This is a genomic window from Croceicoccus sp. BE223 (assembly GCF_031457155.1).
In the GTDB taxonomy this organism is placed as follows: Bacteria; Pseudomonadota; Alphaproteobacteria; order Sphingomonadales; family Sphingomonadaceae; genus Croceicoccus.
Genome location: NZ_JAVDWB010000001.1, coordinates 263,236 through 279,148 on the forward strand (window position 1 = coordinate 263,236; position 15,913 = coordinate 279,148).

At 68.7% G+C, this 15,913-nt stretch carries 13 protein-coding genes; 9 read left to right on the top strand and 4 right to left on the bottom strand.

What is annotated here, in order from left to right:
• Positions 1-115 precede the first annotated feature (115 nt).
• From J2X37_RS01350 to J2X37_RS01375, 6 genes are all read left to right on the top strand, one after another.
• The gene (locus J2X37_RS01350; RefSeq protein WP_310016909.1) at positions 116-838 is read left to right on the top strand and encodes an SDR family NAD(P)-dependent oxidoreductase; all 723 of its coding nucleotides are present in this window, start codon (positions 116-118) and stop codon (positions 836-838) included.
• Positions 835-1,857: a phosphotransferase family protein gene (locus tag J2X37_RS01355; RefSeq protein WP_310016912.1), complete on the top strand. Its 1,023-nt coding sequence runs from the start codon at positions 835-837 to the stop codon at positions 1,855-1,857. Before J2X37_RS01350 ends, J2X37_RS01355 begins: the two co-directional genes overlap by 4 nt.
• A complete protein-coding gene (locus J2X37_RS01360; RefSeq protein ID WP_310016914.1) occupies positions 1,854-3,503 on the top strand; it encodes a long-chain-fatty-acid--CoA ligase in 1,650 nt (549 codons plus the stop codon). The genes J2X37_RS01355 and J2X37_RS01360 overlap by 4 nt, the downstream gene beginning before the upstream one ends.
• Positions 3,500-4,207, top strand: coding sequence for a TetR/AcrR family transcriptional regulator (locus J2X37_RS01365; protein ID WP_310016917.1), 708 nt, complete (start codon positions 3,500-3,502; stop codon positions 4,205-4,207). The genes J2X37_RS01360 and J2X37_RS01365 overlap by 4 nt, the downstream gene beginning before the upstream one ends.
• Before the next feature lie 271 nt (positions 4,208-4,478).
• A complete protein-coding gene (locus J2X37_RS01370; protein ID WP_310016919.1) occupies positions 4,479-5,579 on the top strand; it encodes a CaiB/BaiF CoA-transferase family protein in 1,101 nt (366 codons plus the stop codon).
• A 40-nt stretch (positions 5,580-5,619) separates the two neighbouring features.
• Positions 5,620-7,284: an NAD(P)/FAD-dependent oxidoreductase gene (locus tag J2X37_RS01375; RefSeq protein WP_310016921.1), complete on the top strand. Its 1,665-nt coding sequence runs from the start codon at positions 5,620-5,622 to the stop codon at positions 7,282-7,284.
• Positions 7,285-7,335: 51 nt separating this feature from the next.
• Here J2X37_RS01375 and rsmA read toward each other — a convergent pair whose 3' ends face one another.
• The 4 genes from rsmA to J2X37_RS01395 form a co-directional block, all read right to left on the bottom strand.
• On the bottom strand, positions 7,336-8,154 hold the full coding sequence (rsmA, locus tag J2X37_RS01380; RefSeq protein WP_310016923.1) for a 16S rRNA (adenine(1518)-N(6)/adenine(1519)-N(6))-dimethyltransferase RsmA: 819 nt from the start codon (positions 8,152-8,154) through the stop codon (positions 7,336-7,338).
• Positions 8,151-9,161, bottom strand: coding sequence for a 4-hydroxythreonine-4-phosphate dehydrogenase PdxA (gene pdxA, locus J2X37_RS01385; protein ID WP_310016926.1), 1,011 nt, complete (start codon positions 9,159-9,161; stop codon positions 8,151-8,153). The genes rsmA and pdxA overlap by 4 nt, the downstream gene beginning before the upstream one ends.
• A 52-nt stretch (positions 9,162-9,213) precedes the next feature.
• Entirely contained in the window at positions 9,214-10,617 is a 1,404-nt protein-coding gene (locus J2X37_RS01390) for a peptidylprolyl isomerase (RefSeq protein ID WP_310018032.1), read from the bottom strand.
• A gap of 212 nt (positions 10,618-10,829) precedes the next feature.
• Complete coding sequence (locus J2X37_RS01395) at positions 10,830-13,184, bottom strand: LPS assembly protein LptD (protein ID WP_310016928.1); 2,355 nt, start codon at positions 13,182-13,184, stop codon at positions 10,830-10,832.
• A gap of 163 nt (positions 13,185-13,347) precedes the next feature.
• Between J2X37_RS01395 and J2X37_RS01400 the strand changes: the two genes are divergently transcribed.
• The 3 genes from J2X37_RS01400 (at position 13,348) to J2X37_RS01410 (ending at position 15,822) form a co-directional block, all read left to right on the top strand.
• Complete coding sequence (locus J2X37_RS01400; RefSeq protein ID WP_310016931.1) at positions 13,348-14,808, top strand: leucyl aminopeptidase; 1,461 nt, start codon at positions 13,348-13,350, stop codon at positions 14,806-14,808.
• A gap of 64 nt (positions 14,809-14,872) precedes the next feature.
• Positions 14,873-15,307 (top strand): DNA polymerase III subunit chi, encoded by a 435-nt coding sequence (locus tag J2X37_RS01405; RefSeq protein ID WP_310016934.1) that lies wholly within the window; start codon positions 14,873-14,875, stop codon positions 15,305-15,307.
• Entirely contained in the window at positions 15,304-15,822 is a 519-nt protein-coding gene (locus tag J2X37_RS01410) for a hypothetical protein (protein WP_310016936.1), read from the top strand. Before J2X37_RS01405 ends, J2X37_RS01410 begins: the two co-directional genes overlap by 4 nt.
• Positions 15,823-15,913: the final 91 nt, after the last annotated feature.

Sequence of the window (15,913 nt, forward strand, 5' to 3'; positions counted from 1 at the left end):
GATCAGGGCCATGTCGAAGAGCCAGCGCCGGACAACGATATACGCTTGAAGTCGAGGGGGTGCCAGATGCCGACGAACCGTACCTTTCAGGTCGAAGCATGACCCGGAGGCGGTGATGACGGGTGAGCAGGGCCAGCGGTGGCTGGTGACCGGAGCATCGCGCGGCATCGGTTTCGCGATCGCCATGGCGGCGCTGAACGGCGGCGGGCGGGTCGCGTTCCTGTCGCGCGGCGGGGCCGAACTTCCCCAGGGCCACGACGGGCGCGCGATGGCGCTGCGGGCAGACGTGACGAAGCCCGCCGATCTGCAGGCCGCCGCCGAAGCGCTCAGCGAGCGGTGGGGCGGCATCGACGTGCTGGTCAACAACGCCGGCCTGCATCGCGGCGGTCGGATCGATCGCATCGACGACGCCGACTTCGCTTCGGTGCTGGACACCAACGTGTCCGGCCCGTTCAACGCGGTACGGGCCTGTCTCCCCCATTTCCCGGATGCGGGCGGCGCCATCGTCAACATCGGCGCGGTCGTCGGCTTTCGCGGCTTTGCCGGCGACGTCGCTTATGGCACCAGCAAGATGGCCCTGGAGGGCATGACCAAGGTGCTCGCGGTCGAGCTGGCGCGGCGCGGCATCCGGGTCAATCTCGTCCTGCCCGGATTCGTTTCGACGGAGATGACCGCGGAACTTTCGCCGACCGCGCGCGAGAGCATCGTTCAGGACATTCCCTTGCGGCGCGAGGGAACGCCGGAGGAAATCGCGCAGGTCGTCTGGTGGGTGGCGCAGTCGCGTTACATGACCGGCTCCACCATCGCGACCGATGGCGGGCTGATGGCGCGGCTGTGACCCAGGCTGCGGAACGCCTTGCCGACTGGGCCCGGCGAGAGGCCGGCATTGCCGGGGTGCAGATTGTCCGCACCCTGACCGGCGGCAATTCCAACGTGACCAGCCTGGTCGAAAGCGCGCGCGGCCCCCTCATCCTGCGTCATCCGCCGACCGACACGATCTCCGACCTCGCCAGCGCCGGGATCGCGCGCGAGTTCCGTTTCCTCGGCGCGCTGCACGGCAAGGCGCCGGTGGCAGAGCCGGTCGCCTTCTGCAGCGACCGCGCGGTCATCGGCGCACCGTTCTCCCTCACCGGCTTTGTCGCAGGTGATGCGATCACCGACACCCTGCCTGCCGGGCAAGACGATAGCCCGGAAGGCGTGAGCGCGCTGGGCCATGCCCTGATCGACGCCCTGGCCAGTGTGCACGCGATCGAGCCGGTGCCGGATGGGTTGGGCGATGCCGGTAAGGCCGCCGGCTTCGTGCTTCGCCAGATCGAACGCTGGCGCGCCGTCAGGGCCGATGCGGCGGTCCGCGATCTGCCGCTGATCGAGCACGTGGGCCGCTGGCTGGCCGAGAATGCGCCGACGCCGGAAGCGATCCGCATCGTGCATTGCGACTATCACCTCGACAACGTGCTGATGGCCCCGGCACAGCCGCGGGTGAACGCCATCCTCGACTGGGAGATGGCGACGCTGGCCGATCCGCTCGTCGATCTGGGCCTCGTCACCGCCTTGTGGAACCGAGACGAGGGGGTGCCGATCGGTTTTCCGCACATTCAGCGCGTTTCCAATCGCGCCGGTGTCGTGTCCGGCGACGATCTGGCGGCGCGCTGGTCGGGCAAGACCGGCCTGTCGATCGACCGGATTGGCTACTATCGCGCCTTCGCCCTGTGGCGTCTCGCCGCGATCGTCGAAGGGGCCTACGTGCTTTATCGCCGCGGCCAGATCGACGGCGACTACGAGCGGGGGCTGGAACACGACGTGCCGGCCTTGCTGGCCGCCGCCGAAGCCATCGCCAGGGCAGAGGGCATGAAATGACGGACGCCGCGACGATGCACGCCACGATGATGCACGAGCCGCTGGGCACCGCGGCGATCGTCGCGCACGGCGAGCGCATCCACGCCTCGAGCCGCATCGGCCTGTTCGACGGGGAAACGGTCGCCTGGCGCAGCTACCGCGAAACCGCGCACCGGGCGCGCAAGCTGGCCAGCGCGCTCGCCGCTGCCGGGGTCGCGAGAAACACGCGGGTCGCCACATTGAGCTGGAACGATTTCGCACATTTCGAAGCCTATCTCGCGGTGCCGGCGATGGGCGCGGTTCTCCACACGCTCAACCTTCGCCTGCACGTCGAACAGCTCGACTTCATCATGCGCGATGCGGGCGACCGGGTGCTAATCGCCGATGCCGACCTGCTCGCCGGGATGGGACGCGAGCTTGGCGCCCTGCAGGACCTCGACCTGCTGGTCGTGACCGGCGATGTCGGCAGGATCGCGCACCTCGGCATACCCTGCGTCGCCTACGAGGACTTCATCGCGGGCCATGCCCCTATGGAGGCATTTCCCGAACCGGACGAAACCTCGGCGGCGGCGGCCTGCTACACCAGCGGGTCGACCGGAAACCCCAAGGGCGTCGTCTATTCGCATCGCACCGTCTTCCTCCACAGCCTCGGCTCGATGGCGGCGAACGCCTTTGCGCTGAGCGATCGCGACCGCATCCTGCTGCTTCCCCCGATGTTCCACGCCAATGCCTGGGGTCTGCCGTTCTCGGGCTGGCTGGCCGGGGCGGACTTCGTGCTGCCGGGCCGGCACCTCGGCCCCGAGATGATCCGCCGCATGGTCCGCCAGACGGCGCCGACGTTCACCGCGACGGTGCCGACGATCCTCAACGACCTGCTTGCCGCCGATCGTGCCGACCCGATCGACATGACGAGCTTCCGGGTCATCGTGGCCGGCGGATCGTCGGTGTCCGAGGCGCTGATCGAACAGGTCGAGGCGCGCTGGGGCGTGCCGCTGATCCAGGGCTGGGGCATGACCGAAACCAGCCCCGTCTGCGTCCTGTCGCACCCGCCTGCCGATGTCGATCCGGCGGAATCGCGCAGGTTGCGCGCCAAGAGCGGGCGGCCGGTGGCGGGCGTTCGGGTGCGCATCGTCGACGATGATGGCAAGGCGGTGGCCGAGGACGGACAATCGGTCGGCCGGCTGCAATTGCGCGGAGCGTGGATCGCACGCGGCTATCACGGCGGGGTCGGCGCCGAAGTGCTGACCGCCGATGGCTGGCTCGATACCGGCGATGCCGGCACAATTGACGAGCGCGGCTATGTCCAGGTCACTGACCGGCTCAAGGATCTCATCAAGTCGGGCGGCGAGTGGATTTCGTCGGCCGAGCTGGAAAATCACATCTGCGGCCTGCCGGGAATCGACCTCGCCGCAGTCATCGCCGTGCCCGATCCGCGCTGGGAGGAACGGCCCCTGGCGATCGTCACGACCCGCGATGGCGCTCGGCCCGATTTCGGCGCGCTGCGAGCCGGTCTGCGATCGCGGGTCGCCGGGTTCTGGATCCCGGAATACTGGGCGCATGCCGCCTCGCTGCCGCTGACCGGGGTCGGCAAAATCGACAAGCGGGCCCTGCGCGAGATGGTGGCAACTGGAAAAACCGGGTTCGAGCGGGTAGAGGGCGCGGCATGAACGCCTCCACTCCCATGGCCGCGAAGGCCACGCTTCGCGATTCCCGCGATGGCCAGCCGGCGATGCCCGCCGCGCCCAAGTCGCCACGCAACAAGCGCCGGACCCAGGCCGAGCGGACCGCGTTATCCGACGCGCGGATGTTCAAGGCGGCCATCGAGCTGATCGTCGAGCAGGGCACCCACGCGACCACTTTGAAAGAGGTTGGCGAGCGGGCGGGCTATTCGCGTGGCCTCGCATCGAACCGGTTCGGATCGAAGGACGCGCTGTTCGCGCAGCTGACCCTGCAGTTCAACAACGACTGGACGAGGGAACTGGCCGGCGCGATCGGCGATCGCAGCGGTGCGAAGGCGTGCCTCGCGGCGCTGCACGCGGTCGAGGGATTTCTCGCCAAGAACACGCAGTACATGAAGGCCATGTACATCCTGTGGTTCGAATCGATCAGCTCGCCGGGCGATGCGCGAAGCCATCTGGCGGCCTACCAGGCGATCTATCGCCGCGACGTCACCCATTGGGTGCGTGAAGGGATCGCGCGGGGAGAGATCAAGGCCGGCGTCGATGCCGAGGCCTATGCCTTCCAGTTCTGCAGCTTCATCTTCGGCACGATCTATCAGTGGCTGGTCGCGCCCGAGAAGGTCGACCTTGCCCGCCAGTTCGAAAGCTACCGCGGCGCGACCGTCCGCGAATTCGGCCTCCCGGCGAACTGAACTGCCGCAATAACATGGGTTTGCACTGGGTGACCCGGCGCCCGCGAAGACCCATTTGCGACTTGAAAAGCAAGTTGCTAGACGCTAACAAATAAATAAGAAAACGAGCAGGCGGCTGGGTCGGGGATGCGCAAGTGAGTAGTCGGTCGTTCACCCCTATCCGGTCGATGGGCCCTGCTCGTGCAGGGAGCCTCATGCTTTCGTCCGCCACTTTCCCGCCTCACGGGCGGCGCAGGCCATGACGGGGCCCGGCACCTCCTCCGAACCTCTGTTGCCGCCTCCGCTCGCGGGCGTGCGGGTGATCGAACTGGCCGCCATCGGGCCCGCGCCGTTCTGCGGCATGATGCTGGCCGATCACGGGGCCGAAGTGATCCGCATCGACCGGCCCGGCGGCACCGATCCGCTCGAACAGGACCAGGGCCGCGACGTGATGCTCCGTTCGCGGCGCTCGCTCACGCTCGATCTCAAGCAACCCGAATCGATCGCTATCGTGCTGCGGCTGGTCGAGACGGCCGACGGCTTCCTCGAAGGCTTCCGCCCCGGCGTGGCGGAGCGACTGGGCCTGGGTCCGGAGGTGCTGCTGCAGCGCAACCCGGCGCTGGTCTACGCGCGGATGACAGGTTGGGGCCAGTCCGGCCCCCTGTCGGACAAGGCGGGTCACGATCTCAACTACATCTCGCTCAACGGCTGCCTGCACGCCCTCGGCCCGGAGGACGCGCCGCCGCTGCCGCCGCTCAACCTGATCGGCGATTATGGCGGGGGCGGGATGATGCTGGCCTTCGGCTTCGTCACCGCGCTGCTGGCCGCGCGGGGCAGCGGCGTCGGCCGGGTCATCGATTGCAGCATGTCGGACGGGGCGGGGGCGATGATGGCGGCCATGTGGTCGCTCAAGCACAACGGCGTCTGGGACGCGCCGCGTGGCCGCAACCTCCTCGACGGCGGCGCGCCGTTCTATGCCTGCTACGCCTGTGCCGACGGCCGGTTCGTCGCGATCGGCGCGATGGAGGAAAAGTTCTACAGGCGGCTCGTCGACGGGCTCGGACTGGCCGCCGATCCGCTGTTCGCGGCGCAGCACGACCGGGGCAGGTGGAGCGAGATGAAGGCGCGGCTGGCGGCCATCTTCGCCTCTCGCCCGCGTGCGGAATGGACCGGGCGACTGGCGCACCTCGACTGCTGCTACACCGAGGTCCTGACGATGGACGAGGCGCCGCACCACGAACACAATCGGGCGCGAGGCAACTTCGTCACCGCGGACGGCATGATCCAGCCGCGACCCGCCCCCCGCTTCCTCGGCACCGAAACGGTCGAACCGCGGATGTGGAAGATGGATTCCGACCGGGACGCGATCCTTCGCGAACTCGGCATCGAATAAGGCCGGCGACGATACGCCGGGACAGCTTGGGAGAGCAGAGATGACTGGAAGTGCAACCGGTGTGCAGGATGCCCCGTCCGCCGAAAAGACGGGCGGCGGCACGTTCGATTTCGACGTGATCGGCGTCGGCGCGGGGTTCGCCGGGCTGTGCATGATCCACTATTTCCGCGAGGCGGGGCTGTCGATCCGAGTGTTCGACCGCGCCCCGGACGTCGGCGGCACCTGGGCGTGGAACCATTACCCGGGCGCGGCGACCGATAGCGAGAGCTACTACTACTGCCTGACCTTCTCCAGGGAACTGCTCCAGGAATGGTCGTGGACCAAGCGCTATCCCGGGCGCGAGGAGACGCAGGCCTACATGCGCTTCGTCGCCGACAAGTGCGACATGTGGCCGCATATCCAGCTCAACACCGAGATTACCGAGGCTCGCTTCGACGAGGCGCTGGGCGGCTGGCGGATAAAGACCGGCGCGGGCGAGAGCTACACGGCCAAGTACTTCGTCAGCGGCATGGGCATGATCTCCGAGCCGATGATCCCCAGGATCAAGGGGATGGACCGGTTCGAAGGCCCGCTGTTCCATTCGTCGAAATGGCCGAGCCACGGCCTCGATTACGCCGGCAAGCGCATCGGCGTGATCGGCGCCGGGGCAACCTCGGTGCAGATGGTGCCGGAACTGGCCAAGACCGCCGCGCAGGTCACCGTCTTTCAGCGCACGCCGAACTACATCCTTCCGGCCATGCAGCGCGAAATGACTCCCGAATGGGAACGCGAGATCAAGGAGAACTACGACGCGATCATCGCCAAGTGCCGCAACCACGTGTTCGGCATGGCGTTCGAGGGACCGCCCGGTCGCAACGCGGTGGATACCGATCCGGAAGAGCGGCAGCGGATCTTCGAAGAGCACTGGAACGGCAGTTTCCGGTGGGTCTTCGAGACCTTCGACGACCTCCTCGCCAGCCCCGAGGCCAATCGCATGGCTGCCGACTTCATCGGGGCCAAGATGCGCGAACGGGTCGAGGATCCGGCGATTGCCGATCTGCTGGTGCCGACCTTCGACGACTATCCGCTGTTCGCCAAGCGCCCGCCGCTCGATCACGGCTACCTGGAAGCGTTCAACCGCGACAACGTCACCCTGGTCGACATCAAGAAAGCCGAACCGATCGTCGAGATCGACGAGACCGGCATCGTCACCACCAAGGCGCACTACGACTGTGACATCATCGTCCTGTCGACCGGGTTCAAGGCCTATACCGGCGCGCTGGAAGCCTTTCCGATCATTGGCGAGGACGGCCGCACCATGGCGGAGAAGTGGCAGGCCGAATCGGGCAGCATCATGGGGGTCTTCGTCTCGGGCTTTCCCAACCTGTTCATGATCACCGGCCCGCAGGCGCCCTTCGCCAACCTGCCGACCTCGATCGAGCAGAACGTGCGCTACATCACCAAGTGCATGGAAAAGATGGAAAGCGAAGGGCTCAGCCTGTTCCATCCGCGCCGGGAGGCGGAGATCGAGTGGACCCGGCAGACCGCCGAGATCCATGGACAGACGCTGATGGCGCAGGGCGACAAGGTCAATTCGTGGATGATGGGCGCGAACCGCGACGACAAGGGCGCGCGCGTGCTGATCTACTTCGGCGGCGCCAACCGCTATTACGACGCGATGGAGGAATCGGCGAGCGAGGGCTTCCCCGAACTCGAATTCGAATGATCCAGGCGTCGTCGTCCGGCTTTCCCGTCCGCGGGACGTGCCGGGCGGGCGTCAGGCGGTGAGCCTCTCGGCGATGGCGACGAATTCGCCCACCGAGAGCGTCTCGGCCCGCCGAGTCTCGTCGATGCCCAGCGCGGCGAGCGCGTCGAGCGCGCCGGGCAGGCGCTTGAGGCTCTGGCGCAGCATCTTGCGCCGCTGGCCGAAGGCGGCCTCGGTCACCGCTTCGAGCACCGTGCTGTCGACGCCGGGCGGCGCGGGCACCGGGGTGACGTGGACGATGGCGCTCATCACCTTGGGCGGCGGGGTAAAGGCGCTGCGGTGCACGCGCATCGCGATCCGCGCGCGCGAACGCCACTGCGCCAGCACCGACAGTCGGCCATAGGCGCTGCTGTCCTGTTCGGCGACGATGCGCTGGGCAACCTCCTGCTGGAACATCAGGGTCAACGACACCCACTGCGGCGGCCATTCGCGCCCGCTCATCCAGCCGGTGAACAGCGCCGTGCCGACATTGTAGGGCAGGTTGGCGACCACGGCGTAGGGCCCGTCGAACAGCGTCGCCGGATCGATCGCCATGGCATCGCCGCGAATCACCGTCAGCCGCCCGGGAAAGGCGGCCTCGACCTCGGCCAAGGCGGGCAGGCAGCGCGGGTCCATCTCGATCGCGGTGACCCTGGCGCCGGCGCGCAGCAGTGCGCGGGTGAGGCCGCCGGGGCCGGGCCCGATTTCCAGCACGGCGTGCCCTTCAAGCCGGCCGGGGATCGCGGCGATCCGGTCGAGCAACTGCTCGTCGAGAAGGAAGTTCTGGCCCAGCGCCTTCGACGCGGACAGCCCGTGCTGCCGGATGGTCTCGCGGATCGGCGGAAGCGTCATGCGGCCAGGCTGTCCGCCCCGGCGCGGCGCAGCGCGCAGTCCGCCGCCATGCGGATCGCCGCGACGGTCGGGCCGATGCTGGCCTGCCCGGTGCCCGCGATGCCGAAGGCGGTGCCGTGATCGGGCGATGTGCGGACGATCGGCAGGCCGAGCGTGACGTTGACGCCGTGATCAAAGTCCAGCGCCTTCAACGGGATCAGCGCCTGGTCGTGATACATGCAGATCGCCACGTCGTAGAGCGCGCGCGCCTCTGCATGGAACATCGTGTCGCCCGCCATCGGCCCGGTGACCGCGTAGCCCTCGGCGCGAAGCTGCTCGACGGCCGGGACGATGACCTCGATCTCCTCTGTGCCGATGCGGCCCTGTTCGCCCGCATGAGGATTGAGTCCGGCGACCGCGATGCGCGGGCGGGGCAGGCCGAAATCGCGGGTCAGCGCCGCGGCGGCGATGCGGATGCGGCCGGTGATCAATTCGGCCGAGAGCGCGTCCGCCACGCTCGCCAGCGGTACGTGAACCGTCATCGGCACGACGCGCAGAGTTGGACCGGCCAGCATCATCACCGCGCCTTCGGGCTTTATGCCGCAGGCCGCGGCGACGAATTCGGTCTGGCCGGGATGGGCGAATCCCACGTCCTGCAGCCCCGCCTTGGCGATGGGACCGGTGACGAGCCCCGACGCCTCGCCCGAAACGGCGAGGTTGGCGGCAAGATCGAGCGCCGCGAGCGCGAGCGCCGCGCCCTTGCGGCTGGGCTGCCCCGGCTTGATGTCGAGCGGGCCGAGATCGATGACCGGCAGGGCTTCCGCAAAGATCCGGCCCGCCTGCTCCATCGAGGCCACGGCATGGACCGGGACGGTCCCGGCAAGGCCCGCGAGATGCGCAGCGCTGCCCACGACCGCAAAGGGCGGCAGGGCGAGCGCACCGCGTTGCTGCCAGGCGCGGACCAGGCATTCGGGGCCGACGCCCGCCGGATCGCCGCACGACGCGACGAGCGGTCCGACCTCTATCATGCCCCTATTCCCCTTGTTGCGACCGACCCCGCGAAAAGAGTCGGTCAGGCCGTCAGTTGTATTCGATCACCGCATCGCGGCGCAGGTCGCGCAAGTAGATTTGCGCGCGCTTGTTGACCCGCTCGTCCTCGATCTGCGCCATCAGTTCGTCGAATGTCGGGCCGCCCGCCGTCTGCGGCTCGGTCTTGCCGCACAGCATCAGCACGCGCACGCCTTCCTGCGGCGAGCCGAAGGGCTGGGTGATCCCGCCCTGCGGCAGGTTCATGACCACGTCCTGCAACTGCGGCGGCAGGTCCTTGATGCGGATGTTGTCGTTGCTGACCACGTCGGCGCCGATCGCCGCCGCGCCCGCCTCGGCCGCGCCGCAGCCGTTGATGGTCTTGACGTCGGCGGCGAAATTCTTGGCCTTGGCCTCCACCTGCGCCTGGGTCATGCCGGGGGTGAAGCTGATCGAGATCTGCTTGAGGCTGAGCAGCGCCTCGCGCGCGTCGGCGACCAGCACCTGGCGCTTGTCGATCAGGTAGAGCAGCGAATAGCCGCCGCGCAGTTCCACCGGGCCGGCGAGCTGGCCGGGCTGCATCGTGTTGGCCGCCTGGGCCAGTTCGGGCGGAAGCTGGGCGAGGCGCACCCAGCCGAGGTCGCCGCCGACCGCCGCGGTCGAGGCCTGACTGAACTGCCGGGCGTAGGCGACGAAGCTGCCGCCCTGGCGCAGCTGGTCCATGATCTGTTCCGCCTGGCTGCGCACCTGCGGCTTGGCATCGGCAGTGGCCGCAAGGAAGATCTCGCCGAGACGGTATTCGTCGGTACCCTTGTCGGCGTTCAGCTTCTCGAGCCGCTCCTTCACCTCTTCCTCGGACACGTTGATGAAGGGCGCGACGTTGCGGCGCAGAATGCGCTGCCACGACAGCTCGCCCTTGATCTGCCGCTTCATCGAGGCGGGGGAGGACTTCACCTTGTTGAGGTAGGCGCTGAGCTGGTCGGGTGTCATCCCGAAGTTCTGCTGCGCGACGCGGTTGTAGGTCGCGTCCACTTCGGCATCGCTGACGCCCACGTCCGAAGCCTCGGCTTCCTGGATCTGCAGCGTCTCGTCGATGAGGTTCGAGAGGACCTGCGAGCGCAGCCGCTCCAGCTCCTCGCCCTGCATCGCGTTGCGGTTGGCCGCCATGACGAGCGCGAGGCGCTGGTCGATGTCGGTGCCGGTGATGATCGTGCCGTTGACGATCGCGGTGGCGCCGCGGAACGCCGGGGCGGCGGGCGTGCCGATGGTCGGGTTGGCGGGCAGGTCGAGCGGGGCGCTGGCGCCGGGATCTTCCTGGTTCGCGGCGGCCGCAGCCGGGGTCGGTGCCTGTGCGGCCAGCGGGCCGGCGACGAGCGCGCCCGCGCCGAGCATCAGCGCGAAGCGCCCGGCCTTCCGGGTGACGTTGCCGCGCAGGGTACCGAATTCGCCCATGGTCATTTTCAAGCCTGACATCCCATCTGCACATCTCTTCGGCCGGGCAAGAAGCACAGCCTCAAGGCAGGGCGCATGGCGGTTTCCGGCTGAACGATAGCTGAGCCGCACGCCCCCTGTACGAAGAAGGGCGTTTAGGATGCGCCCGTCGGGAGGGCAACCACGATGGCGTGCGACACGGCGGAAAAATGCGGCGCCGACCCGGCCGGCGCGGCGGCTCAGGGCGCGCCGAGGTTCTTCAGGCGGAAGCGGAACAGGAAGCTGTTGCCGTCGCGCGCGTCGCCGTTGTCGAACCGGTCGTTGCGCCAGGTGAAGGCGATCTCGAGGCAGTCGTCGGCATAGGCGACGCCGAGCCGGGTGCGCAGCGGATCGAACCCGTCCGAGGTGAGCGAGGGGTCCTCGCGCTTGTCGGTGAGGTTGATGACCGTCGAACCGAACACCGACCAGTAGTTGGCAAAGGCGACGCGCGCGGCAAGGCGTAGCTCTTCTCGGTCGCGCAAATCCTCCAGCACCGCCGGGATGTTGCGGTCGAGCCTCAGGTAACCGGCCTCGACATAGGTCTTGCGGCTGCCCACCGTGAGGTCGACCTCGGTCCGGCGGGGGGCGAGGTTGTCCTTGTCCAGCCGGAAACGGTGGGTAAAGGCGACGAAATCGCGGAAGCGCACCTCGGTCCGCCCGACGATGTCGGAGGTGCGCGAGGTGAGGCCGGTGCCGTCCGGCAGGATGTCGTTCTGGTTCGAGAGGCGGTAGCTCTGCCCGACGTTGGTCGAGATGCGCCAGCCCGGCGCGCTGAAGCGCCAGTCGAGGCCATAGGTCATCCGCGCCCCGTCCTCGACCCGGTCGTAGCCGGGGAAGCGGTTGAGCGCGAAGAGATTGGAATCCTCGAGGTCCACCGCCCGGGCATCCTCGTTCGGGATGGCGAGGTTGCGGATCGGCGGGCTGGCGACGAACTGCACGCGCGGGGTCAGCACCTGCTGCCCGCCGAGGAAGCTGCCGACGAAGGGCCATTTCACGTCGGCCGCCCCGATGGCCACGCCGCGGGCCTGCCAGCCGGCATCGCCGCGATAGAAATCGACCGTGGTGAGTGCGTTCTCGGTCGAGTGATAGACGTCGGCGCGGGTCAGCGCGGTCAGGGTCACGTCCTGGCCCCACGGCGTCAGCTTGCGCAGGCTCCAGGTCGCGCCGGCAAAGGCGCGCTGGGTATCCTGCCCTTCGTCGCGTTCGAGCAGCAGGGTGTTGGCCTGCAGCATGATGCGTCCGCCCAGCAAGGGATCGGACAGGCGGCGGCGATAGTCGAGCAGCGGCAGGGCAAAGGGGACGAGGCCCTGGTCCTCCCCCTGGCGCAGGGTCTGCGTCGCCCAGCCGGTCAATGCGAAGTAGCTGTCCTCGTCGATCCGCTCCGCCGACAGGGTCGAGCGCAGGCGGTCGTCGCGGCTGATGTCGTAGCGGCGCAGGAAGGTGCGGTCGCTCGCCACCCTGATCGAGTGCGAGACAGACCAGTTGGGGTCGAGCTGGAAGCGCCCGTTGGTGTCGAGATAGCCGCACAGGTCCTTCTGGCTGTCTGCCCCCGCCAGCGCGCTGTCGCCGACCGGGATGCGCGAACTGTCGGTGAGGTAGCCGGTGACCTGGTAGGCGCCGTCCTCGGTCAGCGCGCGATACTGTGCCGATACCAGCGGCAGGACGTCGGTATAGACCGTGGTGCCGAGCGTCAGCTCGCGGTTTTCGGCCAGGCGCCAGTAGTATTCGCCGCTGATCTCGACCCCGTTCGAATCGGAGAAGCGCAGGTTCGGCGTGCCGAAGCCCGACACCGGCTTCCCGTCGGTCCGCACCGCAAGGCCGGGCAGCGGCAGGAAGCTGATCCCGAAGATCTCGATCCGCGCCTTGCGAAACCGGATCTGCTGGGTGGCGGGATCGTAATTGACCTGCCGCGCTGTGATCCGCCAGGTCGGCTCGCGCGGGCAGCCCTGCGGCGTTTCGATGGCGCAGGGGCTGTAGGCGGCGTAGTTGAGCTGGATCGAACCGTCCTCGGCGCGCGATCCGTCGCGCGCGGCGAGGCGGGCGCCGCCCTCCATGACGAGGAGCATGTTCTCCATCGCCCCGGCGCGCAATTCGTCGGTCAATTCCAGCCGGTCGGTGTAGATGACGTTGCCGCTGGCATCGCGCAACCGGATGTTGCCGCTGGCGACGATGACCCCGGTGGCGCGGTTCCAGCTCACCTCGTCGGCAGTCAGCTGCTGGTCGCCCCGGCGCAGCACGACGTTGCCCGATGCGGTGACCGTGTCGCTGCCGTCGTTGTAGCCCAGCGCATCGGCCTCGAACCCGATCGAGCCTTCGGCGGGCGCATCGATCAGGAAGGGCGCGACGGGCGCGGGTTCGGGATCCTTGCCGCCGGTCCAGAAGAAATCGGCCTCGGCCTGTGCGGCGGCGGCGTCGCTTCGCGGCTGCTTGCCCATGGCGGCATCCTGCGCGAAGGCGGGCGCGGCAAGGGTGCCGGCGGCCAGCCCGGCGACGAGCGCAAGACGCGACAGCGCGGCGAATCGGCCCGCGGCGCGGGGACGGGCAATCTCGGTCATGCGGGAAGGGTCTGCGATCCGGGCGGCATGGCTTGCCTATCGCACCGCTCATGCCTAACTGCAACGGCGATGGCGCGGCTTTCCTGCGATCTGGCGACTGCCGGTCGATTCCGGTTTCAAAAGTGACTATACGGGCCGCCAAGCAGTTCCTCGAGGAGTCTCCATGCACATCCGTTTCGCCCGCGAAGTCCCCGCCGACGTCCGCCTTGTCGCGATGATCGCCGATGCCGATACCCTGCCCGGCGGCCTTCCGCGCGCAGTGAGCGAAGGGGCCTCGGCCTCGCGCTTTTCGGGCAAGCCGGGACAGATTTTCGACGGCTTTGCCGAGATCGACGGGCATGTGCGCCGGCTCGCGCTGGCGGGGGCGGGCAAGGCCGATGCCGCCGAACGGCTCGCCAACCTGGAGAAGGCGGGCGCGGCGCTGGCAGGGCGTTTCCTGACTTCGGGCGAGAAGGCGATCGCGGTCGATTTCGCCAATTCCGGCCTTTCCGCCGAGCAGGCCGCGGCGGTCCTGATGGGCCTGCGGCTTAGGGCATGGCGGATCGACACCTATCGCACCCGTCTGAAGGACGAGCAGAAGCCGACCCTGACCGACGTGGTCGCGGTCGATGCGCCCGAAGGGACCGACGCGGCGTGGGACGATGCCGCCGCCGTTGCGCTGGGGGTCGAGTTCACGCGCGAACTGGTCTCCGAACCGGGCAACGTCATCTATCCCGAGGCCTTCGTCGAACGCTGCAAGGCGCGGCTGGAGGGTACCGGCATCGAGATCACCGTGCTTGACGTGCCGGCGATGGAGAGGCTCGGCATGGGCGCGCTGCTCGGCGTGGGCCAGGGCTCGTTCCGCCCGTCGCGGATCATCGCCATGCGCTGGAAGGGCGGCGATGAAGCCGCCGCGCCGATTGCCTTCGTCGGCAAGGGCGTCACCTTCGACACCGGCGGCATCAGCATCAAGCCGGCCGCCGGGATGGAAGAGATGAAGTGGGACATGGGCGGCGCCGGCGCGGTCGCGGGCACGATGCTCGCGCTCGCCACGCGCAAGGCCAAGGCCAACGTCGTCGGCATCTGCGGCCTGGCCGAGAACATGCCCGACGGCAACGCCCAGCGCCCCGGCGACATCGTCACCAGCATGTCGGGCCAGACGATCGAGGTCATCAACACCGACGCCGAGGGGCGGCTGGTGCTGTGCGACGCGCTGACCTGGGCGCAGGCGACCTTCAAGCCCTCGCGCATCGTCGATCTCGCCACGCTGACCGGCGCGATGGTGATTTCGCTGGGCCACGAGAACGCGGGCATCTTCTCGAACGACGATACCCTGGCCGACGCGCTGATCGCGGCGGGCAAGGAAAGCGGCGACACGCTCTGGCGCTTCCCGCTCTCGCCCGCCTACGACAAGCTGATCGACAGCCCGATCGCCGACATCAAGAACGTCGGCCCGCGCTGGGGCGGATCGATCACCGCGGCGCAGTTCCTGCAGCGCTTCATCGAGAACGACACCCCTTGGGCGCACCTCGACATCGCGGGCGTGGTCTGGGCCGACAAGCCGGGCGCGACGTGGGAAAAGGGCGCAACCGGCTTCGGCGTGCGCCTGCTCGACCGCTTCGTGCGCGACACCGCAGAGGGCTGAGGCGGCAGGGCCGAGCCGGGCAGGGCTGTTTCAGGCAGGGCTGATCAGGGAACGGAGCGGGACAGTGCGGGTCGATTTCTACCACCTGTCCCGCGATCCCGCACCGGTCGCGCTCGCGCAGATCGCGGCCAAGGCGATCGGGCAGGGGCACCGGATGCTCGTCGTCAGCGGTGACGAGGCGCAACGTGCCGCGCTGTCCGAGGCCTTGTGGGAGGCACCCGGCTTCCTCGCCAACGGCATGGCGGGCGAAGCGGGAGAGGCGGCGCAACCGATACTGATCGCCGACACCGCCGCCGCACCCGCCAACGCCGCGCCGATCGTGGCGCTGGCCGATGGCGCGTGGCGGGACGAGGCCCTCGGCTTCGAGCGCGCGCTGCTGCTGTTCGACGCCGCCACCATCGATGCCGCGCGCGGCGCGTGGCGCATGCTGGGCGAGCGCGAGGACGTGGAGCGGCATTACTGGAAGCTGGTCGAAGGCCGCTGGGTCGTCGGGCCGTGACGCGGCGCGCGCTCGCACTGGCCTCTGTCCTTCTCCTCGCCGGGTGCGGCGGGCAGGACCGCGACCGACCCTACAGCGAAGACGACGATGTCGCCTATGCGGCGGGCGACAGGCCACTCGATGGCGGCGCGGCCGCCCGCGCCGCAGCCGGTGCGGATCGCACGCCCGACTTGCCCGACGGCCTTTCCGTCTATCCGGGAGCCAGGGTCGAAGGCGTGTCGAACGTCGCGCTGCCCGACAGGCGGCGCGGCACGCTGGTGGCGATGACGAGCCGCGACCCGGCGCAGAAGGTGGCCGACTGGTATGCCGAAACCGCGCGCAAGGCCGGATACGAGGTGGCGACGCCGCTGCGCGCCGGATCACTGCTGGCCGTGACCGGAGAGGCGGCGGACGGGCGCGAGTTCAGCCTGGGCGCTTCCCCGCGTGACATCGCCCCAGGCCAGACGGGGTCCTCGATCCAGCTCGTCGCCAGCGCCGGGCCGGCGCTTCCCGCCGAAGCGACGCCGCAGCCATAGCCCCCTTGTGCCCGCAGGCCGGGGGCGCTAGGGGCGCGCGCAGGCGTGCCGTGGGCGCGGCCAGACATTTCCCATTTCCCTTTCGAAGGAC